23 protein-coding genes and 1 tRNA gene are annotated in these 26,959 nt (G+C 63.0%); 16 read left to right on the plus strand and 8 right to left on the minus strand.

What is annotated here, in order from left to right; all coding sequences use genetic code 11:
• Positions 1-2: 2 nt before the first annotated feature.
• Complete coding sequence (gene trhO / locus AC0L2Y_RS18640; protein WP_473558503.1) at positions 3-923, minus strand: oxygen-dependent tRNA uridine(34) hydroxylase TrhO; 921 nt, start codon at positions 921-923, stop codon at positions 3-5.
• Between the two features lie 171 nt (positions 924-1,094).
• Between trhO and AC0L2Y_RS18645 the strand changes: the two genes are divergently transcribed.
• Entirely contained in the window at positions 1,095-1,733 is a 639-nt protein-coding gene (locus AC0L2Y_RS18645) for a 2-dehydro-3-deoxy-phosphogluconate aldolase (protein WP_352564904.1), read from the plus strand.
• 58 nt (positions 1,734-1,791) lie between these two features.
• Here AC0L2Y_RS18645 and AC0L2Y_RS18650 read toward each other — a convergent pair.
• From AC0L2Y_RS18650 to AC0L2Y_RS18660, 3 genes are all read right to left on the minus strand, one after another.
• Positions 1,792-1,865, minus strand: a tRNA-Gln gene (locus tag AC0L2Y_RS18650).
• Positions 1,866-1,940: 75 nt separating this feature from the next.
• The gene (gene mepK, locus AC0L2Y_RS18655; protein ID WP_473558506.1) at positions 1,941-3,809 is read right to left on the minus strand and encodes a peptidoglycan L,D-endopeptidase MepK; all 1,869 of its coding nucleotides are present in this window, start codon (positions 3,807-3,809) and stop codon (positions 1,941-1,943) included.
• Between the two features lie 360 nt (positions 3,810-4,169).
• Positions 4,170-5,747, minus strand: coding sequence for a sigma-54-dependent transcriptional regulator (locus tag AC0L2Y_RS18660; RefSeq protein WP_352488757.1), 1,578 nt, complete (start codon positions 5,745-5,747; stop codon positions 4,170-4,172).
• 152 nt (positions 5,748-5,899) lie between these two features.
• On the opposite strand from AC0L2Y_RS18660, the gene AC0L2Y_RS18665 reads away from it, so the two are divergent.
• From AC0L2Y_RS18665 to AC0L2Y_RS18690, 6 genes are all read left to right on the plus strand, one after another.
• The gene (locus AC0L2Y_RS18665; RefSeq protein ID WP_473558507.1) at positions 5,900-7,735 is read left to right on the plus strand and encodes a M3 family oligoendopeptidase; all 1,836 of its coding nucleotides are present in this window, start codon (positions 5,900-5,902) and stop codon (positions 7,733-7,735) included.
• Between the two features lie 408 nt (positions 7,736-8,143).
• Positions 8,144-8,974 (plus strand): proton-conducting membrane transporter, encoded by an 831-nt coding sequence (locus AC0L2Y_RS18670; protein WP_473558510.1) that lies wholly within the window; start codon positions 8,144-8,146, stop codon positions 8,972-8,974.
• A gap of 157 nt (positions 8,975-9,131) precedes the next feature.
• Positions 9,132-10,283, plus strand: coding sequence for an aminodeoxychorismate synthase component I (locus tag AC0L2Y_RS18675; RefSeq protein ID WP_473558512.1), 1,152 nt, complete (start codon positions 9,132-9,134; stop codon positions 10,281-10,283).
• Positions 10,232-10,894 (plus strand): aminotransferase class IV family protein, encoded by a 663-nt coding sequence (locus AC0L2Y_RS18680; RefSeq protein ID WP_473558513.1) that lies wholly within the window; start codon positions 10,232-10,234, stop codon positions 10,892-10,894. The genes AC0L2Y_RS18675 and AC0L2Y_RS18680 overlap by 52 nt, the downstream gene beginning before the upstream one ends.
• A 17-nt stretch (positions 10,895-10,911) precedes the next feature.
• The gene (locus tag AC0L2Y_RS18685) at positions 10,912-11,199 is read left to right on the plus strand and encodes a YciI family protein (RefSeq protein WP_473558516.1); all 288 of its coding nucleotides are present in this window, start codon (positions 10,912-10,914) and stop codon (positions 11,197-11,199) included.
• Positions 11,196-12,134, plus strand: a complete 939-nt coding sequence (locus AC0L2Y_RS18690; protein ID WP_473558518.1) for a heme-dependent oxidative N-demethylase family protein — start codon at positions 11,196-11,198, stop codon at positions 12,132-12,134. Before AC0L2Y_RS18685 ends, AC0L2Y_RS18690 begins: the two co-directional genes overlap by 4 nt.
• A gap of 106 nt (positions 12,135-12,240) precedes the next feature.
• On the opposite strand, the gene AC0L2Y_RS18695 is transcribed toward AC0L2Y_RS18690, so the two are convergent.
• Positions 12,241-12,684 carry a hypothetical protein gene (locus AC0L2Y_RS18695; protein WP_473558520.1) on the minus strand — a complete coding sequence of 148 codons (444 nt, stop codon included), beginning with the start codon at positions 12,682-12,684 and terminating at the stop codon, positions 12,241-12,243.
• A gap of 14 nt (positions 12,685-12,698) precedes the next feature.
• Positions 12,699-13,025 carry a MoaF-related domain-containing protein gene (locus AC0L2Y_RS18700; RefSeq protein ID WP_473558523.1) on the minus strand — a complete coding sequence of 109 codons (327 nt, stop codon included), beginning with the start codon at positions 13,023-13,025 and terminating at the stop codon, positions 12,699-12,701.
• A 190-nt stretch (positions 13,026-13,215) separates the two neighbouring features.
• Between AC0L2Y_RS18700 and AC0L2Y_RS18705 the strand changes: the two genes are divergently transcribed.
• The 8 genes from AC0L2Y_RS18705 (at position 13,216) to AC0L2Y_RS18740 (ending at position 22,864) form a co-directional block, all read left to right on the plus strand.
• Positions 13,216-14,265, plus strand: a complete 1,050-nt coding sequence (locus AC0L2Y_RS18705; RefSeq protein ID WP_473558525.1) for a LacI family DNA-binding transcriptional regulator — start codon at positions 13,216-13,218, stop codon at positions 14,263-14,265.
• A 157-nt stretch (positions 14,266-14,422) separates the two neighbouring features.
• The gene (locus AC0L2Y_RS18710) at positions 14,423-15,661 is read left to right on the plus strand and encodes a hypothetical protein (protein ID WP_473558528.1); all 1,239 of its coding nucleotides are present in this window, start codon (positions 14,423-14,425) and stop codon (positions 15,659-15,661) included.
• 122 nt (positions 15,662-15,783) lie between these two features.
• A complete protein-coding gene (locus AC0L2Y_RS18715; RefSeq protein WP_473558530.1) occupies positions 15,784-17,229 on the plus strand; it encodes a homospermidine synthase in 1,446 nt (481 codons plus the stop codon).
• A gap of 187 nt (positions 17,230-17,416) precedes the next feature.
• Complete coding sequence (gene omp10 / locus AC0L2Y_RS18720; RefSeq protein WP_352489110.1) at positions 17,417-17,791, plus strand: outer membrane lipoprotein Omp10; 375 nt, start codon at positions 17,417-17,419, stop codon at positions 17,789-17,791.
• Between the two features lie 190 nt (positions 17,792-17,981).
• Positions 17,982-20,093 (plus strand): 5'-nucleotidase C-terminal domain-containing protein, encoded by a 2,112-nt coding sequence (locus AC0L2Y_RS18725; protein WP_473558533.1) that lies wholly within the window; start codon positions 17,982-17,984, stop codon positions 20,091-20,093.
• 150 nt (positions 20,094-20,243) lie between these two features.
• A complete protein-coding gene (gene hemH / locus AC0L2Y_RS18730; RefSeq protein ID WP_473558535.1) occupies positions 20,244-21,308 on the plus strand; it encodes a ferrochelatase in 1,065 nt (354 codons plus the stop codon).
• A gap of 130 nt (positions 21,309-21,438) precedes the next feature.
• Positions 21,439-22,389 carry an SPFH domain-containing protein gene (locus AC0L2Y_RS18735; RefSeq protein ID WP_473558538.1) on the plus strand — a complete coding sequence of 317 codons (951 nt, stop codon included), beginning with the start codon at positions 21,439-21,441 and terminating at the stop codon, positions 22,387-22,389.
• Between the two features lie 10 nt (positions 22,390-22,399).
• Positions 22,400-22,864 (plus strand): NfeD family protein, encoded by a 465-nt coding sequence (locus tag AC0L2Y_RS18740; RefSeq protein ID WP_352488744.1) that lies wholly within the window; start codon positions 22,400-22,402, stop codon positions 22,862-22,864.
• A 110-nt stretch (positions 22,865-22,974) separates the two neighbouring features.
• Here AC0L2Y_RS18740 and AC0L2Y_RS18745 read toward each other — a convergent pair whose 3' ends face one another.
• Positions 22,975-23,976, minus strand: coding sequence for a KpsF/GutQ family sugar-phosphate isomerase (locus tag AC0L2Y_RS18745; protein ID WP_352489108.1), 1,002 nt, complete (start codon positions 23,974-23,976; stop codon positions 22,975-22,977).
• A 150-nt stretch (positions 23,977-24,126) separates the two neighbouring features.
• Between AC0L2Y_RS18745 and AC0L2Y_RS18750 the strand changes: the two genes are divergently transcribed.
• On the plus strand, positions 24,127-25,893 hold the full coding sequence (locus AC0L2Y_RS18750) for an outer membrane beta-barrel protein (RefSeq protein WP_473558540.1): 1,767 nt from the start codon (positions 24,127-24,129) through the stop codon (positions 25,891-25,893).
• A 12-nt stretch (positions 25,894-25,905) separates the two neighbouring features.
• On the opposite strand, the gene galU is transcribed toward AC0L2Y_RS18750, so the two are convergent.
• The gene (gene galU, locus AC0L2Y_RS18755) at positions 25,906-26,811 is read right to left on the minus strand and encodes a UTP--glucose-1-phosphate uridylyltransferase GalU (protein WP_473558543.1); all 906 of its coding nucleotides are present in this window, start codon (positions 26,809-26,811) and stop codon (positions 25,906-25,908) included.
• Positions 26,812-26,959: the final 148 nt, after the last annotated feature.

A 26,959-nucleotide genomic window follows, 5' to 3' on the forward strand; every position in this document is an offset into this window, starting at 1 on the left:
AGCTAACTTCCGATGTGGCGATCGCCGCGTGCTTGCGCCAGCTCGACCTGTCGCTGGCGCTCGGCATAGCGGGCGCGATCTTCATCCGAGCGGGCTTCGAAGCAATGCGGGCATGAAACGCCAGTAGCATATTTCGGCGACAGCCGGTCTTCTGCCGCCAGCGGATGCCGGCAGGCGCGGCAGAGTTCGGCCTCGCCTTCGAGCAGCCCCTGCGACACCGAAACGCGCTCGTCGAAGACGAAGCATTCGCCTTGCCACAGGCTCTGTTCGGCGGGCACGTCCTCGAGATATTTCAGAATGCCGCCCTTGAGGTGGAACACATCCTCGAAGCCGAGCGACTTCACATAGGCCGTCGCCTTCTCGCAGCGTATGCCGCCGGTGCAGAACATCGCGACCTTGCGCCCCTCGAGCTCATGCCGATGCTGCTCGACCCAGGCCGGGAATTCGCGGAAGCTGGTGGTGGCGGGATCGACAGCGCCCTTGAAGGTGCCGAGTGACACCTCGTAGGCGTTGCGCGTGTCGATGACGATGGTGTCTGTATCCGAGATCAGTGCGTTCCAGTCGGCCGGCGCAACATAGGTGCCTGCACCTGCCGCCGGATCGATATTGTCCACGCCCATGGTGACGATCTCGCGCTTCAACCGCACCTTCATGCGGTGGAACGGCATCGTTGCGGCGTTGCTGTATTTGATCTCGAGGCTGGCGAGACCGTCGATGGATTCGAGATGATCGACGAGCGCGGCGATTGCCGCTTCACTGCCGGCGACCGTGCCGTTGATGCCCTCACGCGCCAACAGCAGCGTGCCCTTGATGCCGCGTGCGCAGCAGAAGGCGGCGAGCGGCGCGCGCAGCGCCTCGAAGGTGTCGAGCCGGGCGAAGCGGTAAAGCGCGGCAACGCGGAAGGCTTGGCTGGGCAGTGTCATCACCAAGCCACTAAACGCTCACGACAGCCGGATCAAGGCAGAGCCGGGAGCGGTCTGACCGCGGGTGCGTTTCGAACACCACGCGTGACATCGCGACACGCCGCGTTTCGTGGACAGAAAAACCGCCTTCTGCTAACCGGGTCGACTTGATCAACAGAGGAGAGACGACGAATGCCCAGCACGACCGAAAAGCTCCTGTCGCTCCTCAACGGCCAGCCGGTCATACCGGTGCTGAAGATCAACAATGTTGCCGACGCGGTGCCGCTGGCCCGCGCGCTGGCCCGCGGCGGCCTGCCGGCGATCGAAATCACGCTGCGCACCGCCGACGCGCTGGAGGCGATCCGCCGGGTGGCGGGCGAGATCGAAGACGCGGTCGTCGGCGCCGGCACCATCCTGGACGCCCGCCAGTTTGGCGAGGCGGCGGCCGCCGGTTCGAAGTTCATCGTCAGCCCCGGCATCACGCGCGAGCTTCTCGCGGCAGCCAAGGACAGCGATGTGCCGTTGCTGCCTGGCGCCATCACGCCGGGAGAGGTCATGGCCGCTCGCGAAGCCGGCCTGCGCTTTCTGAAATTCTTCCCGGCCGAACAGTCGGGCGGCATTGCCTCGCTCAAGGCGTTCGCCTCGCCGCTTGCCGACGTGAAATTCTGCCCGACCGGCGGTATCACCGGCAAGAACGCCGCCGACTACCTCAGCCTGCCCAACGTCATCTGCGTCGGAGGTTCCTGGGTGGCGCCGGACGATCTGGTCAAGGCCGGCAAATGGGACGAGATCGAAGCCTTGGCGCGCGCCGCAAGCAAGCTCGGGCGCTAACACCTTCCACATGAAAAGCCGCTGCCGATCTGGCCTGCTGCCGATCTGGTTCGCCGGCTGGTTCCCGCTCATGGGCTCGAACCACGATTCACGCCTTCAAAGGGCGCTGTCCTACCATTAGACGAAGCGGGAGAATGCCGACCAGTGGTTAGCATCCCGGGATGAAGGAAGCCAGTGCCGGCGGTGGAGGCCGCGCGGGGTACCAGCCTACTCGGTCTTGAAGCGGGCCACCGACATGAACTTGACGGCCTTGCCGGTGAACCGGTTGGCGTCGGCCATTTCGTTCCCCGGCTGGAAGCCTACCGTATAGACCTCGCTCGGTGCCGTACGGACGAAGTCGTAGGCGTAGCGCGGCGCCGTTGTCGCATCTGAAACGGTTGCGACATACTCACCGCTGTGCAGCGCCCACCGGGCGGCCTGCGGCGCGGCGGCGACCACCACCGGCTTGGGGCCGGGCTTCAGGTCGCGGGCGGTGGCCCTGGGTTCCTTGCGTGTGGTCTTCACGCCTGCACCGATGACGGCAGCCGGATCGGAGCCTGCCGGGCGGGCAACGATGGCCTCGCGCGGCGATGCCCCGTCGCTCGATGCGCCGTCGTCGTTCGCCGGTTCCTCAAACACCGATGCTTGCTCGGAAAGCGACGCGACCTTGTATTCGTCGGTCGCGCTGACCCGTTCCAGAACGGCCTTGACCTCGTCGGGCTGCGAACTGTCTGGCCGCGCCGACGGCAATACGGAGAATGCGTCGGTGGCGGTGTTGCTCCGCTCGGCCGCACTCGCCAGCGCCAGCAACACTTGCTTGTCCTGCGGCGCAAGACCCGCCTGCGAAAGATCGGCCGGCAGCGAATGATCGGGCCGCCAGCTCGGCACCGGAATGGTGTTGGCCGCGACCTGCACCGGGCCGGCCGCGGCAGACGGGTCTGCCACGCCGAACGGAACGTTTTCAGGTGCCACGCTTGCCGGCGCCACGCTTGCCGACGCTTGCGCGGTCGCCACCGCCTGTTCGGTCGATCCAGCCGCATCCGCCACGCCGAACGGAACGTTTTCAGGCGGCCGGGCGCCGACGTCCGTCTTCGGGCGCGGAGCAAAATCCGGCAGCGGAATGCTGCGCGCCGGCAATGCCGCGATGATCGTCTCCGGTGTGTCATTCTCCGGTTCTGGCGCAGGCGCCGGAGCATCGGCGACTTCCGGAATCTCGGCGCGCTTGGCATCCTGAGGCGCCACGATGGCAATGCCAGGCAGGTTGCCGCTCTTGGCGGACGGCGCCGGCTTCACGTTACGGGGCTTTGGCGCTGGCTCGGCCATCGCCACATCGGCGCTGTCGTCCGCCTCGTCGTCGCCGCCGCCGAAGAAGGCTGCCAGGAACCCGCGGGATTTTTTTGCACCGCCGCTTGCGCTGGCCAGTTCGATGGCCGGCGCGCCGGCGCCCTTGCGGGCCTTATAGGAGGCGAGCGCCTGTTGATAACCAGGCAGCGGCTTGCCGTCGCTCGGTACATGCAGCGTCTTGCCGTTGGGGAATACGCGCGCCAGTTCCTGGCGGCTGATGCCGGGCCAGTGGCGCACATTGCCGACATCCATATGCACGAAGGGCGAGCCGGAGCTGGGATAGTAGCCGACGCCGCCGCCCTGCATCCTGAGGCCGATGTCGCGCAGCTTCTTCAGCGGGACGCCGGGAATGTAGAAATCCATCGCCCTGCCGAGCATGTGCTGGCTCTTCTCGGCGACCCCCCTGCTGCGGCTGCGCAGCATCGAATTCGTGGCCGGCGAACGATAGCCGCAGACGACCTGAATGTAATCGGTGGCGCCGCTCTCCCGATACGCCTCCCAGACCAAGTCCAGCAGGCGCGGATCCATCTTGGTCGGCTCGTTGCGACGCCAGTCGCGCAGGATGATGTTGATCTTTCGCAAGCCCGCCTGGTCGTAGCGGCCATTGCGCTTGTAGACGATCTCCGCCTTTTCATGCGTGTGGAGATGATAGAGCTTCAGCGAACGTGTCTCGGCACTGGCGCCGGTTGCCGCCGCTGCAAGGAACCCGGCGGCAACAATCACCGCTGCCAGCCATCTCGGCCAGACGCTCATGTGATAATGCCGCCCGTTTTTGTGTCGTTCGATTCTGTTCAAATCAAAAGGCCTTGCAGGCTGCCGTTTTGTCCCCGGATTTGACCAAACGGATGCGTGGTGTATGCATCCGAATATCGATCCTAATGGTTAATCATCGCTTATTGAAGCCGAAATGCGGTAACACGGTGGCGATATCCCGCCAAAAATATTGCGCAGGATATCTTGGTAAACCGCTGGTTTAGATCATGTTTTGGCGCCAGACCGAAACACGATCTGTTACCGCCCGCCTTAATACGTGAACACTGCGGCGGATACCTCGTTTCGAGGCGTGCTTGCTTCGAATGGATGCCCGGATGAGAACCGGCTTGGCCCTGTGACTCAGGAAGCGAGCCGTTCGACGCGGCCGGTTTCCGGGTCGATGCCATATTCCTTGAGCTTGCGGTAGAGCGTCGACCGGCCGATGCCGAGGCGGCGGGCGACTTCGCTCATCTGGCCGTTGTAGTGGTCGATGGCGAGCTTGATCATTTCGAGTTCGACGTCGGCCAGAGCACGCACATTGCCGCGCTCGTCGAGCGCCCGCAGCGTGCCGAAGCGAGGCCTGGCCGGCGCGTCGGGATCGGCGGTTGCTATGCCGCCGGCGGCCGGCAAGTTGTCGCGCGGCTGGCTGCCGGAAGCCAAGCCGGAAGCTGGCCACCCTGGAGCTGGCCCCCTTGAAGCTGGCCCCCCTGAATCTGCCAAGGCGATACCCGAATCGAGATTGACCGTGCCCTCGACCTGCGCCCGGATCTGCGGGAATTCTTCTTCGGTCAGCATGTCGCCGTCGGCAAGCACCGAAGCCCGGAAGATGGCGTTTTCGAGCTGCCTTATGTTGCCCGGCCAGTCATAGGCCTGCAGCATGGCAAGCGCCGCAGCCGAGATGCCTCGCAGACGGTGGCGCGGATCGGTGGGCGCCACCTTCTCCATGAAGTGCTCGACCAGATAGGGGATGTCGTCGCGACGGTCGCGCAGTGGCGGCACGAAGATCGGATAGACGTTCAGCCGGTAGAACAGGTCCTCGCGGAACTTGCCGTCCTTGACCTGCTGCAGCAGGTTGCGATGGGTTGCCGATATCAGCCTGATGTCGACCCTGACGGTCGAGCGCCCGCCAACCGGATCGACTTCGCCGTCCTGCACGGCGCGGAGCAGCTTGACCTGCACATCGAGCGGCAGGTCGCCGATTTCGTCAAGGAACAGCGTGCCGGTGTGCGCTTCGACGAACTTGCCGGTATGTTTTTCGGTGGCGCCGGTGAACGAGCCCTTCTCGTGTCCGAACAGGATCGATTCGACCAGATTGTCGGGGATGGCGCCGCAATTGACGGTGACGAAGGGTTTCGAGCGGCGGTCGCCGCTGCCCTGGATGGCGCGCGCCACCAGTTCCTTGCCGACGCCGGATTCACCTTCGATCAGGATCGGAATGTTGGAGCCCGCCGCCTTGCGGCCGAGCCGGATCACCCGATCCATCGCCGGACTTTGAGTGATCATGTCCTTGAACGTCAGATGGCCGCCGCGCTGCCGTGACGAGCGCTTCACTTCGCCTTCGAGCGCCTCGACCTTGAGGGCGTTGCCGATCGACGCCTGCAGCCTGTCGGGAGAGGCCGGCTTGACGACGAAGTCGAAGGCGCCGTGACGCATTGCCGAAACGACGGTTTCGATGCCGCCCTGCGCGGTCTGCACGATGACCGGAATGTGGATGCCGCGCTCGCGCATCGCCTTCAGCACGCCGATGCCGTCGAGCCCGGGCATCATCAGGTCGAGGATGACCACCGACACGTCGCGCGCATTGGGTCCGTCGACAAGATCGAGACCGGCCTCACCGCCATCGGCGACGATCGCGGTGTGGCCGAATTTCGTCACCGCCGCCTCGAGCAGCCTGCGCTGCACGGGATCGTCATCGACTATGAGTATGGAAGCTGCCATGACTGATCCGACCGTGCCCGCCCGAGAATGCGCCCTATGGATCATCTTGGCACAGGGTTCTAAATAAGCTTTCAAAAAACCCGGTGAATGAATTCCTTAGGATTTGACCGGCTTCTCGTTTCCTCGAATTTTTGTGTCTGGAAGGATCGGCAATGCGCATGGTTTTTGCTCGAAAGCTGGCGGCGGCGCCCGGTCAGGGCGTAGCGGAGCTTGGCGATCTGCCGGAATGGAATCTGGCCGATCTCTATTCGGGCATGGAAGCGCCCGAGTTGAAGCGCGACATCGCCAAGGCCGCCGCCGATGTCATCGCCTTCGAAAGCCGTTGGAAAGGCACGCTCGCCGCTGAGGCAGGGCGTGGCAGCGCCGGCAGGCTGGGCGAGGCGCTTCAGGCCTATGAAGCGCTGGAGGAGTTGATCGGCCGCATCGTCTCCTATGCAGGCCTTGTCTATGCCGGCAACACGTCGGATCCGCAGCGCGCCAAGCTCTATGGCGACATCCAGGAAAAGATGACCGATGCCAGCGCGCACCTGCTGTTTTTCGCGCTCGAGCTGAACCTCATCGACGATGGCGCGATCGAAACCTCACTCGCCGCCGATCCGGCCTTCGCCCATTACCGGCCCTGGGTGCTCGATTTGCGCAAGGACAAGCCCTATCAGCTCGAAGACCGCATCGAGCAGCTCTTCCACGAAAAGTCGATCACCGGGCGCGGGGCCTGGAACCGCCTGTTCGACGAGACGATGACCGATTTGCGCTTCGACGTCGACGGCGAGGAGCTGACGCTGGAGCCGGCACTCAATCGTCTGCAGGACGCCGATGGCGAGGTGCGCCGCCGGGCGTCCGAGGCGCTGGCCACGACCTTCCGCAAGAATTTGCGCGTCTTTACGCTGGTCACCAACACGCTGGCCAAGGACAAGGAGATCTCCGACCGCTGGCGCGGCTTCGAGGACATTGCCGATTCCCGCCATCTCGCCAACCGCGTCGAACGCAGCGTGGTGGATGCACTCGCCGCCGCGGTTCGCGACGCCTATCCGCGCCTGTCGCATCGCTATTATGCGATGAAGGCGCGCTGGCTCGGCATGGAGGTGATGAACCATTGGGACCGCAATGCGCCCCTGCCGGAGACCCCGCAGGCGGTCATCGGCTGGGACGAGGCCAAGAACACCGTCCTTTCCGCCTACCAGCAATTTTCACCCGACATGGCGGAGATCGCCAGAACTTTCTTCGACCGCAACTGGATCGATGCACCGGTGAGACCCGGCAAGTCGCCTGGTGCCTTCGCCCATCCGACCGTGCCTTCGGCGCATCCCTATGTGCTGCTCAACTATATGGGCAAGCCGCGCGACGTAATGACGCTGGCGCACGAGCTCGGCCACGGCGTGCACCAAGTGCTGGCCGGCGGCCAGGGCGCCTTGATGGCGTCGACGCCGCTGACGCTGGCCGAAACCGCATCGGTGTTCGGTGAGATGCTGACCTTCCGCTCGCTGCTCGAGCAGACCACCGACAAGCGCGAACGCAAGGCCATGCTCGCCCAGAAGGTCGAGGACATGATCAACACGGTCGTGCGCCAGATCGCCTTCTACGAGTTCGAGCGCAAGGTGCATGCCGAGCGCAAGAGCGGCGAATTGACCTCCGACAAACTCGGCCAGTTCTGGCTGGAAGTGCAGGCCGAAAGCCTCGGGCCGGCGATCAAGCTGCGCGACGGGTACGAGGTTTTCTGGACCTATATCCCGCACTTCATCCACTCGCCTTTCTACGTCTATGCCTATGCATTCGGCGATTGCCTGGTGAACTCGCTCTACGCGGTCTACCAGAACGCCGAGCGCGGCTTTCAGGAGAAATATTTTGCCATGCTGCGCGCCGGCGGCACCAAGCATCATTCCGAGCTTCTGGCGCCGTTCGGCCTCGACGCGGCCGACCCTGCCTTCTGGCAGATCGGGCTTGGCGTGATCAGCGGACTGATCGACGAGCTGGAAGCACTGGACAATTGATGCGCAACATTGGGTGATGCGCAACACTGGGTGATGCGCAACACCGGGTGACCGGGTTTTCCAGAACAGTTTAGCTGCAATGCATATTGGCGACGATTCTATTCTTGTCTTGGATATTTGTTCTTAAATAACTTTCCATGGAAGTTTTCCGTTAGATTCCCGTAAGCTGTATGATAGCGTCCGCCCTCAAGCTCGGCCGGGCACGAATGGATCCCGTCGGAAACTCCCGACCGGTCATGGCGTGTCGGCGGATGCGACAACGGTTGTTGGCCAGGGGCAAACCGGTCGCCGACAGCTCGATCGAAGCCGGCTGTTCTGCAAATTGCGGAATCACCATCGAATGGTCCTTCGCCGAGGTCATGGCTCCACAGGCCAGGGCGGACGGATCGGACTGGAGAGAGAAAGACAATGGGCACTTTTTTCTACATGCTCCTGGCGTTCTTGGTAGGTGTGTTGGTTGGCTGGTTCATTTGGGGACGCCTGCGTGGCGAACTCGACAGTTTGCGCGGCGATCTCGATCGCACGCGCAGCGAACGTGACAGATTGCGGGCCGATAGCGACCGTCTGACCGGTGAGTTGGATGCATGCGGCCGCGCCCGCGCCGATCTCGAACGCCGGCTGGGCGAGGCGAAACCCACCCAGGCGCCAACCGCGAAGGCGGCAACAGCCAAGGCGCCAGCCGCCAAGGCCGGCGCGACCAAGGCGGCGATGCAGGCGCCGTCAACCCTGATGTCGACATCCGCACCAGCCAAACCGGCGCCGAAGAAATCTCCGACGGCAAAGGCCGTGACCGCGCCACGCGCAAGTGCCGCGAAAACGGCAACGCCGAAACCGCCTGCATCGAAAGCGAGCGCCGCGCCCCGGAGCGCGCCGGCGGCAAGCAAGGCTGCGCCAGCGGCAAGCAAGACCGCGTCGGCGGCGAGCAAGGCCCCGCCAGCTGCAAAGAAAGCCGCGAGCGGCAAGGCAACAGCCACTGCCCCAGGCAAAGCCAACGATCTGCGTCGCCTGATCGGCATCGGCCCGACCAACGAGCGGCTGCTCAAAGGGCTTGGGGTCACGACCTATGCCCAGATCGCCGCCTGGACACCCGACGATGTCAAGCGGATCGAGGCGACGTTGAATTTCGACGGCCGCATCGAACGTGAACGCTGGATCGAGCAGGCGAAACTGCTTTCCGCCGGTGACGAGAAGGAATTTGCGCGCCGCTTCCCGACCGCGGGAGAAGCCAGCAATACCTGAGCCATTGCAAGGCGGCATCTGGAACAAGGCGGCGCCCTCTGGCGCCGCTTTTGTTTTTGCCTCCCGCGCCTTTGCGTCTTGAGACGCCGTTCCCTCGATTGCGAACGGTCGAGCCCCCATATAGATCGATCGCTGGTGACCGCAGCATCCGAGCCTTATGTCCCTGCCCCTGCCCTTTGCAATTTTCAGGAATGACGAGACCGCGCGTCAGCTCGTTTTCGACCGGCCGGCCGAGATAATCGCAGCGCATGGCGAGGCGGATTTTTTGCCGGCGCTGGAAGCCGCGCAGGCTGCACATGACGGCGGCAAATGGCTAGCCGGCTATTTCTCCTACGAGGCCGGTTACCTGCTCGAACCCAAGCTCGTTCCGCTGCTGCCGGCGGGCCGCCGCGCCCCGCTTTTCTGCCTCGGCGTGTTCGATGCGCCGGTCGAGGAGACGGTCGCGCCAGGCGATCCGCCGGCTAGCAACGGCCCGATCTTCGACGCCAAGGCGGCCTGGTCTTCGGACGACTACGCCAAACGCTTTGCCAGGCTGCATGACCACATCCGCAAGGGCGACTGCTATCAGGGCAACCTGACCTTTCCGGTCCATGCGCAATGGTCGGGCGATCCGCTGGTCGCCTTCAACGCGCTGACCGAACGCCAGCCGGTGAAGTACGGGGCGCTGATCGCGTTCGGCGATCCGATCGTCTTGTCGCGTTCGCCCGAACTGTTCTTCGACGTCGACGCGGAAGGCATGATCGAGACACATCCGATGAAAGGCACTGCGCCGCGCGGCGCCACCAAGGCGGAGGACGACCGCCTGAAAGCGTTCTTGCGCAACGACGAGAAGAACCAGGCCGAGAACCGGATGATTGTCGATCTCCTGCGCAACGACATCTCACTGATCAGCGAGGTTGGCACGCTCGATGTGCCGGAGCTTTTCCGCATCGAGAGCTACCCGACCGTCCACCAGATGGTGAGCCGCGTGCGGGCAAAACTTTTGCCCGGCCTCGCCATCCGCCAGATTTTCGCCGCGCTGTTCCCCTGCGGTTCGATCACAGGCGCGCCGAAGATCCGCGCCATGGAGATCCTGCGTGAGCTGGAAAGTGGCCCGCGCGATGTCTATTGCGGCGCCATAGGCTGGATCGCGCCCGGCGGCCGGATGCGCTTTTCGGTGGCGATCCGCACCATCTCGCTCTTTGCCAATGGCGACGCGGTCTACAATGTCGGCGGTGGCGTCGTCTTCGATTCGACGGCCGAAGAGGAGTACCAGGAGTGTCTGCTGAAAGCCCGTTTCGCGACGGGAACACTGCCGATTTCGAACTGATCGAAACAATGCGCTGGGAACCCGGCTCGGGTTTCCTCCGTTTCGACCGCCATCTCGCGCGGCTTTACGGCTCGGCAAACGAACTCGGCTTCGCCTGCGATCCGCAAAGGATCGGCGAAGCGCTGATGAATGCGGTTGGTCACCAACAGATCGCGTTGCGCACACGCCTCGTCCTGTCGCGCAATGGCGAAGTTGCGGTTTCGGTGCAGCCCTACGAGCCGCTTGCCGCCGACAAGGTCTGGACACTGCAGCTGGCACGGGTGCGGCTTGACTCGAGCGACACGCTGCTGCGTCACAAGACCAGCCGCCGACAAACCTTTACGCGCGCCCGCGCCGAATATCTTGCCGGCCGGGCCGACGAGGTGCTGCTCGCCAATGAGCGCGGTGAAATCTGCGAGGGCACGATCACCAACGTCTTTGCCGATTTCGGCGACGGCGTGTTGGCCACGCCGCGGCTCGATTGCGGCCTGCTGCCTGGCGTCCTGCGCGGTGAACTGCTGGATCAAGGCCGTGCCGGTGAAGCGGTCTACACGTGGAACGAACTGAAATCGGCCAAGGCGCTGTTCGTCGGCAACTCGCTGCGCGGATTGATCCCGGCGCGGCTGGGCTGAAGCATCGGGAGACAACAATGTTCGTGGTTTCGCTGAACTACAAGGTGCCGCTGACCGAGATCGACCGCCTGCAGCAAGCGCATGTCGAGTGGCTGAAGGCCTGCTATGCGCAAGGCATCTTTGTCGCCTCCGGGCCGAAGCGGCCGAGGACCGGCGGCATCATCATCGCGCACGGTCCACGCGAAGTGCTCGATGCCAGACTGGCGGACGATCCCTTCGCCAAGGCAGGTGCCGCCGATTACGAAATCACCGAATTCACGGCGAGAATGGCCGCTGCCGCACTGGAAGCCTACAAAGAAGCATGAGTTTCCGCCCACCGACCCACACACCCTATGACGGCTCGTCGAAACTGTTCACCATCGGGCTGAAACCGCTCAATCTCGATAGCTGGATCGAGGTCGACCAATATCTGCTGCCCTATCTTGCCGAGAAACGCCGGCTTTACACGGAAATTCCCGACAGGGTTTTTGTCGAGGAGCAAGCAACGCGCGAGGCCCAGCGCGAAGTGCTCGATCTGCTCGGTGCGCATCTGGCGGCGAACTTTCCTGATACGCACAGGCGTACCGCCGACGCGATCGAGGTGATCGGCGGCACCGACAATCTCGAAGGCTCAGGCACCTCAGCTTCTTTCAACGATGCGCCGCTTGTGGCGGCCTCGTTACTCGTCCAGGAGGATTTGATCCTGATGCGCCGCGACGAGAGCGGCTGGCGCCTGGCGGCCGGCTCGCTCTGCTTCCCCTCGTCATGGTCGCTGATCGAAAAATTCGGCAAGCCGCTGCAGCAGATCCACGCGCCGGTACCGGGTTTCGGCCCAGGCACACGACCGGCCGATCTCATCAACCGCATGTTCGATGGCCTCCAGGGCCAAGCCGTCGAGCGCTACAACTGGTCGATCCAGGCGGGCGATGCGCTCTACCATCCGCTCTCTAACCTCGAGCGCATCGACCGTGCCAGCAGTCGCCCGTCGAGATTCCCGGACGGCGACATCGACGCCCATGCCTTTATCCGCGTCGAGCGGCAGACGCTGAGAAAGCTCCCCGTTTCGGGCGACATACTCTTCACCATCCGCATCCATCTCGACCCGCTCGCCGTGCTGGAGCGCCACCCCGACCACGCGGCGCTCGCAGCGTCCTTGGCCGAACAACTTCTGGCGCTGGACGAGGCACAGCTCGACTACAAGGGGATGACCGCCGACCGTGACCGGCTGGTCGCGTGGCTCAGGGCGCTGGCGCTCTCCTAGAGCAGTTCATCGTTTCACGGAACGCCGAACCGCTCTATCTTTTTGTTCTTTTTGTTCTTGCGCAATTCCGGACGGAAAACCGTTTCACACTTTTCCTGGAACTGCCCTAAATCGCGGCCAGGCCCAGCAGCAGGATCGCGGACATCGCGGTAAAGACGGTGACGTTGACATCCCACCGCCAGCCCGCCGGTCCAAACGGCGGCCGGAACGGCAGATAGCCGTTCTCATCATACAGCACGCCGCCATACATCGGCCGCGAGAGCATGGCCGCGAAGAACGCCCCATACATGGCCGCAGCCAATCCCCCGGCGAGATAGAGCCGCTCGGCTTCGAGTTGCCCCTTGATCCAGATAAGTCCGAGCGCAATCAGCGCCACTCCGGTGTAGCTCAACACCTGCCAGACGACGTGAAACCGGGCGTGGGGAGTCCAGAGCGGATTGGTGGCGTGGGTGGCGTTCAAGTCGGCTTTGATCGTCACCACACCGTAGCCCACGGTCGCGATGCTCAGCAGAATTCGGGCAAGCAGATGACTGTCGTAAGCGAGTTCCATCGCATTTTCCTCCCTTATGCTGGAACGACTTGAATGGCGCCCTGGGCACAGAAGAGCTGCCCATCGGCCAGCCGCGCACAATTATGAACGATCCCCTTCTCGTGGTCCTGCAACTGCACAATGAAGTTGCCGCTCTGCTCCGTCCAGCTCGCGAGCACGAGATTCGGGCGCACGCTGGTCAGGCCGACGTTGACCACCTCATCGATTTCGGTGGTCCCGATCGACGCCTGGATATGCAATTCCTGCGGCGAGAGAAACGTCAGCCGCGGCACGAAGGGGCCGAAAACGCAGTCGAATGTCCTGCCTACGAGCGAGGCTGGAAAAACATCGGTTTCTGCCATCATCCTCTCCTTGGGCATGGCCGCTGCGGCCACGCCATTCGACGATCTCAATGTCTAGTCGCAAAAAACCTCAGAATAGATGTCCTTGGAGCGCTCCAAGAGACACGATCCGCCTATTTCGGTTTTGAGTCAATAAAATCTTGGAGCGCTCCAAGAAATGGTCTACCTCAGGGAAAACGAGTGAATCGCCATGCCCACCCTAGCCGATGTCGGCAAGGCTGCCGGAGTTTCCCGGGGAACTGTCTCCAACGTCTTCAACCGGCCGGAGCTGGTCAGGCCTGAATTGCGCGAGCGCGTCGAAGCGGCCGCGCGAGCGCTCGGGTTTGGCGGCCCCGATCCGAAAGGACGATTGCTGCGGGACGGCAAGTTCAATGCCATCGGGTTCATGCCGCCTGGCGCCTACGCCATCTCCGAAGTGATTAGAAGCCCATACGGCCGCGAGCTGGTGCTCGGCGTTTCGCTCGCCTGCGACGAGGCTGGAACGACGCTCAGCCTTGTAAACGGCACCGACAACACTCGCTTCGCCAGCATCCGCGATGCGCTGGTTGACGGCTTTATCCTTGGTCACAGCGCCGACATTGGTCTCATAATTTCGGTCCAGAGACGGCGTCTGCCCTTCGTCATTCTCGAAAGCGACGCAGGTCCCGACATCAATTCGATAAAGATCGACGGCCGGAGCGGCGCGGTAGCTGCCGTCCGGCATTTGACCGGGCTGGGGCACCGGCATTTTGCTATCCTTTCGGTGCGCCGGACTCCCGGCCCGCCGATTGTCCACATGCCCGGACAGGCAACGCGCCCGCTTCTGGCCGGCTTCCCGCTCGACGACGAAAGGCTCGACGGTTTCAAACAGGGTTTGGCGGAGGCGAATTTGTCGATCGACGATGTCCCGATCATCGAGACGATCCCAGGCGAGCCATCTGCCGGAGCAGTGGTGTTCGACAGGGCGCCTGAAGCAACCGCGATCCTGACCATGTCGGATTGGCAGGCAATCACGATATTGGACGAGGCGGTTCGCCGCGGCATAGACGTGCCTGGCCACGTATCGGTCGTCGGCTTCGACGGCACCGCTGAATCCGCACGCACCACGCCTCCAATGACCACTGTCGCGCAAGACGTGATCGGAAAAGGCAGGCTTGCCGCCCGAATGGTTCTTGACAATGAAGCCCCCCGCCAGGTCGTTCTGCCGGTAGAACTGGTGGTTCGAGCCTCCACAGCCGCGCCGAGGGCACAAATCCGCTGAAACGGCGGACGTGCCATCCGCGCCAGAGGCGGCGCTCGCAGCGTTTTTTTCGCTGAGCAGCGTCTGGCACTGAACGAGGCACAACTTGACTATAAGCGCCTGACAGCCGACCGTGATTGCCGGCGGTAGACAACTGTAACTTGTGGCTTGGGGAACAATGATCCAGCATCTTGGCAGGCCGGTCACGTTCATGGCCGCGATCCTGGTACTGTCGACAGCAGCCGAGGCGGAGCCGGTGACTTATGCCGGCAAGCTTGGAAAAAGCGATATCGTCGTCGAATTCACCGGCGACCCCGCGGCCGCCGACGGCCCGCTGGCCGGCCGCTACTTCTACCGCTCGAAGGGCGTCGACATCCCGCTGCAAGCCAGGTCGCGGAAGAGCAGCAAGTTCGAACTGGCCGAGGAGGAGGCATGCGGCGCCGATAATTGCGATGACGGAAAGGCCGCGCCGATCGCCGCTGTGTGGCGCCTGGCCTTATCCAGTAACGGCAAGACCCTTGAAGGCAGCTGGAACGGAAAGAAGGCGCTGCCGCTCAGATTGGAACGGGTCGCAAGTCGGCAAGTGAGCGAGAATGAGCCCAGCACCCCGCTCGATCTCTACGATTTCAGCTTCATGAAGTTCTTCGGCAATGACACGCCGCTCACCATGGAAACGTCTCCCTATGACTATCTGCGGATGGACACTCAGCTTGATATCGGCAAGACCACTGGTTGGCCGGACGCAACCTACCGCTATGTCGTCGACCCCCGCACCAAATTCGCCACGCCGCGCATCGTCGAATTGTCCGGCAACGTTCCGATCGAGGCCGCGAATGCTCTGCTGCAGGACAGGCACTGGCGCGCAAACATCGGCGCACTCGGCTGCGTGGCTGCGCAATACGCCGGTTTCAACGAAGGCGGGCCGATTGACGGTGTGAACGACGGCACGCTCGGCGGCTATGAGGACAGCACATTCGAAGTGAGCTCGCTGACGCCGCGGCTGATGAGCTGGCGGGAGTCCGGCAGCATCTTCTGCGGCGGAGCGCATCCGACCAACTATTCGGACGCCTACATCATGGATGTGCGGCGCGGGGTCCTGCTTGGCCTTCAGGACATTTTCTCGGATACGGTGGATGGCAAGCCCGGTCCTTCCCTGGCCTCCTTCGTCAAGCAGCGGCGCAAGAAACCGACCGATCAGACCGACATCGATCACGAAGCCGAATGCGGCATGGACGATCTCATCGGCGAATATCTGGCGGTCAGCCTCTGGCGTGAGGGCGACAAGCAGGTTCTGGTGTTCGGGCTCCAGACCCTGCCGCATGCCATCCAGGCCTGCGCCGACGATCTGCTGGAACTGCCAGTCGCCGAGGCACGTGACCTCTTCAAGCCTGAATTCGCGAGACTGGTCGAGCCGTAGCCGGGATGGCGCGGCGTGAGGCCGGCCGGCCGCTTTTCGCTTTATTGTGACAATGATCTATGGTTTGTCGCGCCGCGGCCAAGCCGCTGTTCCGAAGCGTTTTTTGAGGGAGTAATCGATAAATGGCGAATGAAAACTGGCCCGTTTACGGTGAGATCACCGGCCCTGTGGTGATGATCGGCTTCGGCTCGATCGGACGGGGAACGCTGCCGCTGATCGAGCGCCATTTCAAATTCGACAAGTCGCGCATGACGGTCATCGACCCGCGCGACACCGACCGCAAATTGCTCGACGAGCGCGGCATCACCTTCATGCAGGATGCGGTGACCAAAAAGAATTACAAGAAGCTGCTGACACCGCTTTTGACCAATGGCAGCGGCCAGGGCTTTTGCGTCAACCTGTCGGTCGACACTTCCTCGCTCGAGTTGATGAAGCTCTGCCGCAAGCTTGGCGTCCTCTATATCGACACGGTGGTCGAGCCCTGGCTCGGCTTTTATTTCGACGAAAAGGCCGACAACGCCTCACGCACCAATTATGCGCTGCGCGAGACCGTGCGTACTGAAATCGCGAAGAACCCGGGCGGCACTACGGCGATCTCATGCTGCGGCGCCAATCCCGGCATGGTCTCGTGGTTCGTCAAGCAGGCACTGGTCAACCTCGCCACAGATCTTGGCCTCGACTTCGCGGAACCCGCGCAGCACGATCGCGAAGGCTGGGCCAGGCTGATGAAGAAGGCCGGCGTCAAGGGCATCCATATCGCCGAGCGCGACACCCAGCGCACCAAGAAACCCAAGCCGATGAACGTGTTTTGGAACACCTGGTCGGTCGAAGGCTTCATTTCGGAAGGCCTGCAGCCGGCCGAGCTCGGTTGGGGCACGCATGAGACGTGGATGCCGAAGAACGCCAAAAAGCACAAGAACGGCTCGAAGGCCGCGATCTTTCTGGAGCAGCCCGGCGCCAACACGCGCGTGCGCACATGGTGCCCGACGTCCGGTCCGCAATACGGCTTCCTGGTGACGCATAATGAGGCGATTTCGATTGCCGATTTCTTCACGTTGCACAGCAAGAAGGGCAAGGTGCAGTACCGGCCGACCTGCCATTACGCCTATCATCCCTGCAACGACGCCGTGCTGTCGCTGCACGAGATGTTCGGTGCCGCCGGCAACGCCCAGCCCGTGCATCACGTGCTCGACGAAAACGAACTGGTCGATGGCATCGACGAACTCGGCGTGCTGCTCTACGGCCACGCCAAGAACGCCTACTGGTATGGCTCGCAGCTGTCGCTGGCCGAGGCGCGCAAGCTGGCGCCCTATCAGAACGCCACCGGCATGCAGGTCACGTCGGCGGTGCTGGCCGGCATGGTCTGGGCGCTGGAAAATCCGGAGGCCGGCATCGTCGAAGCCGACGAGATGGATTACAAGCGCTGCCTCGACGTGCAGAACCCCTATCTGGGGCCGGTCAGGAGCTATTATACGGACTGGACACCGCTCGACAATCGGCCTGGTCTGTTTCCCGAGGACCTCGACACCAAAGACCCGTGGCAATTCCGCAACATCCTCGTTCGATAGCAGCGTTACCTCAACACTCCGCCAGCTTGCAATCGCCCGGAAATCGGGCGATTGAAGAGGGGCGGCCTAGAGCGACGTGCGTCCATTTGGACGCACAAGGTACGCTCTAGCACTTTGAATGCGCGCATCGTGCTTTCCGAAAATCGGATCGATTTTCGGGCCGATGCGAGAGGAGAGGATCTTGATGATGACGATTGCGCAAAGACTGTTTTCGGCTGGCATTGCAGCGGCCGCTACGGTCGCGTTGGCGGCCTGCACCACCACCGGCCCGGGCGAGCCGCCGGTGATCACCGCCAAAGGGGTCGAAGGCTCCTGGATCGACGCGCAGGGCACAGGCTTGTCGACCTTCAAGGGCGGCAGCTTCGCGACCGTGGCAACCGACACCGGCCAGAAGCTTGCCGATGGCAGCTACACCATGACCGGCGGCACCTCGGTCGAGATCCATGGCACTTCGCTGATCCGCCAGACGCCGATCAGCTTCAACTGCTTGATGGTCTCCACCAGCCAGCTCAATTGCACCAGCGCGAGCGGGCAGAATTTTGTGCTGACCAGGCGCACCTGAAGTCCGATTCCGAATTGACTTTGCACAAGGGCGGCGGCTTCAAGCCGCCGTCTTCTTGCGCCGGCAAAGCTGATGCCGAATTCCGCTTGCATCGACTGAAACGCGATGTGAACATGGCCCGAGAGGGCTGTTACATCCCAGTCAAGCAAGAGCGTTAAACGCGTCTGGTCCAGTTATCCGGGAGACGAGAATGAAGAAGATCGCTGCCATCGCCGCGCTGTCGGCATCGGCGCTTGGCCTGTCGGCAGGAGCATCCTTTGCCGACTACACGCTGAACATCCTGCACATCAATGACTGGCACAGCCGCATCGAGAGCAACAACAAGTACGAATCGACCTGCTCAGCCGAGGAGGAGACCAAGGGCGAATGCGTCGGCGGCGCCGCCCGCCTGGTCACAGCGATCGCGCAGGAGCGCAAAAAGCTGGAAGGCCAGAACGTGCTGCTGCTCAGCGCCGGCGACAATTTCCAGGGCTCGCTCTTTTACACGACCTACAAGGGCAAGACCGAAGGCGAATTCCTCAACCAGATGAAATTCGATGCCGAGGCTCTCGGCAACCATGAGTTCGACGATGGCGAGTCGGCGCTGGCGCCGTTTCTCGACATGATCCAGTTTCCGGTGCTCGGCGCCAACGTGAAGGCCAATGCGCAATCCAAGCTCGGCGACCGCGTCAAGCCGTCGATCGTGGTCGAGGTCGGCGGCCAGAAGATCGGCATCGTCGGCGCGGTCACCAACGACACGCCGGAGCTTGCCTCACCCGGCCCGAACATCGCCATTGAAGACGACGTCAAGTCGATCACCGCGGAGGTCGAGAAACTGAAGGGAGAGGGCGTCAACAAAATCATTGCGGTCACCCATATCGGCTACAAGCGCGAGCGCGACGTGATCGCCAAGATCCCGGGAGTCGACGTGGTGGTCGGCGGCCACAGCCATTCGCTGCTGTCCAACACCGATCCCAAGGCGGAAGGCCCATATCCGACGATGGTCGACAATCCGGACGGCTACAAAGTGCCGGTCGTGCAGGCGGCGTCCTATTCGAAATATCTCGGCGAGTTCAAGGTCGTGTTCGACGACAACGGCGTCGTCAAGGAGGCAAGCGGCGATCCCATCCATCTCGACAAATCGATCACGCCCGACCCCGCCGTGCTTGCCCGCATCAAGGAACTCGGCGCGCCGATCGAGGCATTGAAGAACAAGGAAGTCGCCGAGACCACCAAGGCGATCGACGGCAGTCGCGAAAACTGCCGCGCCCGCGAATGCGAGATGGGCAATCTGGTCTCCGACGCCGTCCTCGACCGGGTCAAGAGCCAGGGTGTCGAGATCGTCATCTCGAATGGTGGCGGCTTGCGCGCCTCGATCGACCAGGGCACCGTCACCATGGGCGAGGTTCTCACCGTGCTGCCGTTTCAGAACACGCTGGCGACCTTCCAGATCTCCGGCAAGGATCTGGTTGCCGGCCTCGAAAGCGGCCTCAGCCAGGTCGAGGACGGCGCCGGGCGCTTCCCGCAGGTTGCCGGCCTGAAATATGCGTTCGACAAATCGGCGCCGCCTAATGGACGCGTCAAATCGGTCGAGGTCATGGAAGGCGGCGCCTGGACGCCGATCAAGCCGGACAAGGATTACCTGGTCGCCACCAACAACTATGTCCGCCAGGGCGGCGACGGCTACAAAGTGTTCGCAGAGAAAGCCAAGAACGCCTATGATTACGGCCCGGGGCTGGAACAGGTCGTTGCCGATTACCTCGGTGCGCACCGGCCCTATACGCCGAAGCTCGACGGCCGCATCACCGAGATCGCCGCGACCGTAGCCCCAGCCGCAGAACCTGCCAAGCCTGCCGAACCGCCAAAACCTGCTGAGGCCGCGCCGGCAAAGCCTGCTGAGCCGGCAATGCCCGAAATGCCGGCCGGCTCCGGCGACATTTCCAAGACGCCGCCGGCCGTCCCGGCTGAAACCGCGCCGGCAACACCCGCACCCGCCGAGCCGGCCCAGCCGGCGGCACCTGCGGCTCCGGCCACACCGGCTCCGGCGACCCCTGCTCCGGCTGAACCGGCCAAACCGGCCGAGACGGCGCCTGCCCCGAGTCAGCCAACCCCAAGTGAACCAGCAAAACCTGCCGAGCCGGCTGCGCCGGCACCAGCCGAAAGCAGCCATGTAATCGTCGCCGGCGACACCTATTGGGATCTCGCGGTGAAGGCCTATGGCGACGGCACCAAATGGAAAATGATCTACGATGCCAACAAAGCCTACGAGCCACGCCGGCTGCCGGTCGGCGCAACCTTGACTATCCCGGCGGCCTCGAAGTAATCCGGCCGCAGGAACGCAATGCACCCGCCCGGCAAACCGGGCGGGTGTTGCGTTTCTGGGATTAGCTGCGGCCAGAAGCAGCATTTTAAAACCAGCGCAGCATCGGTACTTTCGCCGCGGCACCGTTGGTTCGCGGTGTTGGAGAACCTCATGACCCGTGCCAGCCCTGCTGAAATCAAAGCCGAGAGGACCACCGCCTCGCCATCGGCGGGGCGCCCTCCGGTCAGGACCGGCAAGGTCGGTGTCATGCTGATCAATCTCGGCACCCCGGACGGCACCGGCTTCAAGCCGATGTGGCGCTACCTCCGGGAGTTCCTGTCCGATCCACGCGTCATCGAGCTCAACAAGGCGATCTGGTATCCGATCCTCTACGGCGTGGTCCTCACAACCCGGCCGAAGAAGTCGGGCGCCAACTATGCCAGGATATGGAACCGGGAGCGCAACGAGTCGCCGCTGCGCACCTACACCCGCGCCCAGGCCGAGAAGCTCGGGCTCGCGCTCGGCGACCTACCCAATGTCGTTGTCGACTGGGCGATGCGCTACGGCAATCCTTCGACCGAGAGCGTGGCCGGGAGACTGGTCGAGCAAGGCTGCGACCGCATCCTGTCTTTCCCGCTCTATCCGCAATATTCGGCGACGACGACTGCGACTGCCAACGACCAGGTGTTTCGCGCGCTGATGAAGATGCGCCGCGCCCCGGCCATTCGCAGCGTGCCGCCCTATTATAACGAGCCGGGCTATATCGAGGCGCTCGCCCGTTCGATCGAAAAGCATCTGGCGAGCCTCGACTTCGAACCGGAAATTGTCATCGCTTCCTATCACGGCATTCCGAAACCCTATTCCGACAAGGGCGACCCCTACCAAGCCCATTGCCTCGAGACGACGCGGCTGCTGCGCGAAAAGCTCGGTTGGGATGAAAAGAAGCTAATTGCCACCTTCCAGTCGCGCTTCGGCGCGCAGGAATGGCTGCAGCCCTACACCGACAAGACGGTCGAAAGACTAGGGCGCGAAGGCGTGAAATCGATCGCCATCGTCAATCCGGGATTTTCCGTCGACTGCATCGAGACGCTGGACGAGATCGGCAGGGAAGCGGCCGAGACCTTCCACCATGCCGGCGGTCAAAAGTTCGCACACATCCCTTGCCTCAACGACAGTGCCGAGGGCATGGCGGTGATCGAGGCGATGGTGCGGCGCGAGTTGTCCGGCTGGGCCTGAACAGATCACCCGTCCATGCACCGGCAATCCGTGATCACCTGATTGTCACGTTGCTGAAACACACTTAAGTGTTTGGTCAAGTCGGCCGAGTGGAATGTCCAACATGGCCGGCCTTTGAGGGGAGAGCCAAATGGGTTTCAGTGGTTTTGATATCGCGCTTCTTGTTCTTGTCGCCCTTGTCATGCTCGTGCTTTTCAAGGGCATCCGGACAATTCCGCAAGGCTATAATTATACCGTCGAGCGCTTTGGCCGTTACACCAAGACATTGAACCCAGGCCTAAACCTGATCGTGCCTTTCGTCGACCGTGTCGGCGCCAAGATGAACATGATGGAGCAGGTGCTCGACGTTCCGACGCAGGAGATCATCACCCGCGACAATGCCACCGTTGCCGTCGATGGCATCGCCTTCTATCAGGTGCTCAACGCGGCGCAGGCCGCCTACCAGGTCTCCGGCCTGCAGAATGCTATTCTCAATCTCACGATGACAAACATCCGCACCGTGATGGGCTCGATGGACCTCGACGAACTTTTGTCGAACCGCGACGCCATCAACGAGCGCCTGCTGCGCGTCGTTGACGAGGCGGCACATCCCTGGGGCCTCAAGATCACTCGTGTCGAGATCAAGGACATCAACCCGCCGGCCAATCTCGTCGAATCGATGGGCCGCCAGATGATGGCCGAGCGCAATAAGCGCGCCCAGATCCTCGCCGCCGAAGGCCTCAAGCAATCGCAGATCCTGGAGGCCGAGGGCCGCAAGGAAGCCGCCTTCCGCGACGCCGAGGCGCGCGAGCGCTCGGCCGAGGCTGAAGCACGCGCCACGCAGGTGGTGTCGGAGGCGATCTCCAAGGGCGACGTGCAGGCGCTCAACTACTTCGTCGCGCTGAAATACACCGAAGCGCTGACCAAGATCGGCTCGGCGACAAACAGCAAGCTCGTGCTGATGCCGGTGGAGGCCTCATCGCTGATCGGCACGCTCGGCGGCATTGGCGAAATCGCCAAGGAGGTTTTCCGGAGCGAAGGCACCGCCGGCGCCGCACGACAGGCCGCCCGCCCGCCGGTGGTTCGCCCGAGCGAAACCTGAGGCCGCAGCCATGCTCGACCGCATTGTTTCCGAACTCGGCCCGTGGAGCTGGATGGTCCTCGGCTTCGTCCTGCTGGTGATGGAGGTCATCGCGCCGGGTATTTTCATGCTGTGGATCGGCATTGCCGCGCTGTTGATCGGCGCCGTTTCGCTTCTCATCTGGGACGCCGGTTTCTGGACCTGGCAGGTCCAGGTCCTCGCCTTCCTCGCGCTGTCGCTGGTCTCGGCTTATGTCGGCAAGCGGCTGGTGGGCGGACGCCACGATGAGACCGACCAGCCTCTGCTCAACCGGCGCGGCGCGCAGATGGTCGGCCGGACGGCGACTCTTGCCGAGCCGATCAAGGACGGCCGCGGCCGCATCAAGCTGGGCGACACATTGTGGCGCGTCTCCGGCCCTGACCTGCCGGCTGGCACGCAGGTGCGGGTGACGGGCGCCGCCGACACCGATCTGGAGTTGACGGTCGAGGCGGTCTAGAAAACCCGCTAGAGCAATTCCAGGAAAAGTGTGAAACGGTTTTCCGTCCGGAATTGCGCAGAATCAAAGAGATAGAACGGTTCGGCGCTTCCGTGAAACGATGAACCGCTCTAAGCAGCACCGATGCGCAGCAGGTCGTGCAGATGGACGAGCCCGATCGGCCGCCTGCCTTCGACCACCATCAGGCTGGTGATGGCCGAGTCGTTGATCGTCTGCAGCGCCGTCGCAACAAGCGTGTCGGGCGCGGCCATTTTCGGCTCTCTGGTCATCACCTGATCGACGCTCATGGCCAGGAGATCGCTGCCGATATGGCGCCTGATGTCGCCATCGGTGATGATGCCGATCAGCTTGCCGTCCGCGGCAGTCACCGCCACGCAGCCAAACCCCTTGCGCGACAATTCGAGGATCGCTTCGCGCATGCCGGTGCCGGACGACACCAGCGGCAGCCTGTCGCCGACATGCATGATCTCGCGGATCTGGGTCAGGTTGGCCCCGAGCTGGCCGCCGGGATGGAACGTCCGGAAATGGTCCGGGGTGAAGCCGCGTGCCTCGAGCAGCGCGATGGCCAGCGCATCGCCCATCACCATTTGCAATAGTGTCGAGGTCGTCGGCGCAAGGCCGTGCGGGCAGGCTTCCGGTGCTCGCGGCAGCAGAAGCACGACGTCGGCCGCGCGCGCCAGAGCCGATTTTTCACCCGCAGTGACCGCGACCAGCGGAATCGAGAAGCGCCTCGAATAGGCGATGATGCCCTTGAGCTCGAGGCTTTCGCCCGACCACGAAAGGGCGACGATGGCGTCATTCCTGGCGATCATGCCGAGGTCGCCGTGATTGGCTTCGGCAGGGTGGACGAAGAAGGCCGGCGTGCCGGTCGAGGCGAGCGTCGCGGCGATCTTCGAGCCGATATGGCCGCTTTTGCCGACCCCGGTGACGATGACACGGCCATCGATCTGCGACACCATGCCGACGGCCCGTGCGAACGGCTCGGCCAGCCCGTTTTCGAGAGCGTCTGCCAGTGCCGCGACGCCGGCCTGCTCCGTCGCCACCGTTCTCAGCGCCGAGGCAATCGCGGCCTGCCCATCGTGCCGCTTCCTGTCTGGGGATTTCACGTCCATGGACGATGCGATTAGCGCTTCGGCGCGCGCCTGTCCAACGGAATTGCCGTCCCGAACCTCCTGACGGGCCATCCCTCAACGCTCCGTTAACCATCCCCATTTACGGTTTCGTAAGTATGGCGCGCGTGCGCCGCGCAAGCAGTGGTGCCGATGTCCGGGTTTCAGCCTCAAAACAAAATGGGACGAAAGGGCAAGGCGGTTTGCGCTTTGCTGCTGGCAACCAGTGTCTTTGCGTTGTCGCGGCCGGCACTGCTTTGCGCCCAGGAAAGCGAACTGCGCGGCGAGGTTGCGGAATCGACAATCCTGGACGACCAGCAGTACAAGATCAGGCAATCGAGCATAGCCGGAACCCAAGCCGCGCAGGCTGCTGCAACCGCCAACGACAATACGCCGCTGCCTACCTATCGTCCGGCCAGCCAAGGGGCGTTGCCTGACAACGGCACGGGCGAGGCGGCCACAACCGGCGGCACTTTCGATCCACCAGCGGCCAGCGGCGACCCATTTCCCGACAACCCTGCTCCGCCCCCACGACGGCGGCCAAGCGTAACGCAACGCGCCGCCAACGCGGCCAATGCCGAAGACGAGACCGCGGACAGCCAGAAGCGCAAGAGGACCGCGACTGCAGCGACGGCGACGACCGATGACACCGACACCGCCACCATAGACGAGCAGGATACGGTCAACCGCCGTGCCGTCACCGTCGATTCCGCCGAAAGGCTCAGGCTCGACCCCGGCGCCGAGCGCATCGAAGCCATCGAAGGCCAGAACAAAAAGAACGAGGACGACCCGTTCGCCGCCACCGGCATCAAGCTCGGCTCCCTCGTGATCCGGCCGACGCTCGAGCAAGGCCTGACGTCTTCGACAAACGCCGATTCGAGCAGCCTCGGCAAGCCGGCATTGCTGTCGGAAACGACGCTGCGCTTCAACGCCGTCTCCGATTGGCGGGAGAATTCGGCGACGGTTGAGGGCTATGGCATCTTCCGCGAAACCTTGTCCGGCTATGACATTCACGAGGCGCAAGGCCGCGTCGACGGCACACTCAACATCGATCTCGACAATGATCTGCGCGCCATCGCCAAGCTGGGCTATGAGGCCGTGCCCGAATCGGCCTCGGCGCCGGACGCAGTCGTCGGCGCCGTTGGCCAGCCAGTGCGGCAGACAGTGAACGGAAGTCTCGCCGTCGAGAAGGATGCCGGCAAGATGCGCTTCGCGCTGACCGGCGCGGTCGAGCACGACATCTTTGGCGACGCCAAGCTTTCGTCAGGCGGATCGCTGTCGCAGAAGGGCCGCGACTCGACGCTCTACACGGCCATTTTGCGCACCGGTTACGAGATCTCGCCTGCCATCACCCCGTTCACCGAAATCGAGATCGGCCGGCGCGCTTATGATTTGCGCGTCGATCCAAACGGCTTCCAGCGCTCCTCCAGCAGGCTTGGCGCACGGGCCGGCGTCGAGTTCGATCTCCGCGAGAAGCTTAGCGGCGAGTTCTCGGTCGGCTGGCTGCGCGAGGCCATCGACGACGACCGCCTGCCGGCGATTTCGGGCGCGACGGTCAATGCCGATCTCAAATGGTCGCCGGAACGCGAAACCACGATCGGGCTCACCGCACAGACGACCGCCGAGAACACGACGAATGCGGGCGAAAGCGGCTCCATGCTCTATTCCGGCAGCCTCACCGGCGAGCGGCAGATCCGCGCCAACCTGACCGGAAATGCCGCTCTCGGCCTTGAATGGCGCGACTATACCGGCTCCGACGATCATGATTTGACGCTGAGCGCCGAGGCTGGGCTGACGTGGTGGCTGAACCGCTACACCGGGCTCACCACCCGCGCCAGGACTGAAAAACTGACCAGCAACCTGGTTGGGCGCGACTACACGGCCAACAGCATCTTCGTCGGCTTGAAGTTGCAGCGCTAGCCGGTGTTGAAACTATGAGGCTACGCCGCGGCGTTCTGACGGCGCGAGTTCGTCCAGAAGCGTGCGAATGACGCCGGCCATGCCGGCATTCATGTCTCTGCGCCACAGTGCGAAGGCAACGTTGGCCTCGACGAAGCCTTCGGGCGAGCCGCAGTCGAACGTCCGCCCGCGGTAGTGGTAGCCGTAGAAGGGCTGCTGCTTCTGCAACTTCAGCATTGCATCGGTGAGCTGGATCTCGTTGCCGGCGCCTTTTTCCTGACCTTCGAGTATCTTGAATATCTCCGGCTGCAGGATATAGCGCCCGTTGATGTAGAGGTTCGACGGCGCCGTGCCGGTCTTCGGCTTTTCCACCATGCCGGTGATGCGGAAACCGTGATGTGCGTCCTCGCCGCGGCCGACAATGCCGTATTTGTGCGCCTCGGCCGGATCGCATTCCTGCACGGCGACGATGTTGTTGCCAGTCTCGGCGTAAAGCTCGACCATGTCCTTCATGCAGCTTTTTTCCGACTGCATGATCATGTCGGGCAACAGCAACGCAAAGGGCTCGTCGCCGACGAGCTCGCGCGCGCACCAGACGGCGTGACCAAGGCCGAGCGGTACCTGCTGGCGGGTGAAGCTGGTCTGCCCCGGTGCCGGCTGCAGCCGCTGCAGGCGGGCGAGCTGGTCGTCCTTGCCGCGCTGCGCAAGCGTGTCGTAGAGCTCGAACTGGACGTCGAAGTGATCCTCGATGACCGCCTTGTTGCGGCCGGTCACGAAGATGAAATGCTCGATCCCGGCTTCGCGCGCCTCATCGACCACATACTGGATGACCGGCCTGTCGACGACCGTCAGCATTTCCTTGGGAATGGCCTTGGTGGCGGGGAGAAAGCGCGTGCCGAGACCGGCAACCGGGAACACTGCCTTGCGAACTCTCTTCATGTGCCAATTATCCATTTGCATGCCTCTTCGGCAATCCCGATTCGAGACATTTTCATGCCGAAATCGAGGATTACTGAACGGCGGGTCAGAAATCTCAGCTGGTAAAGCATTGACGCATCTTTTCACCCCGGACGGCACCTATGGTAAA

The sequence above is a fragment of the Mesorhizobium sp. WSM4830 genome (assembly GCF_055811495.1).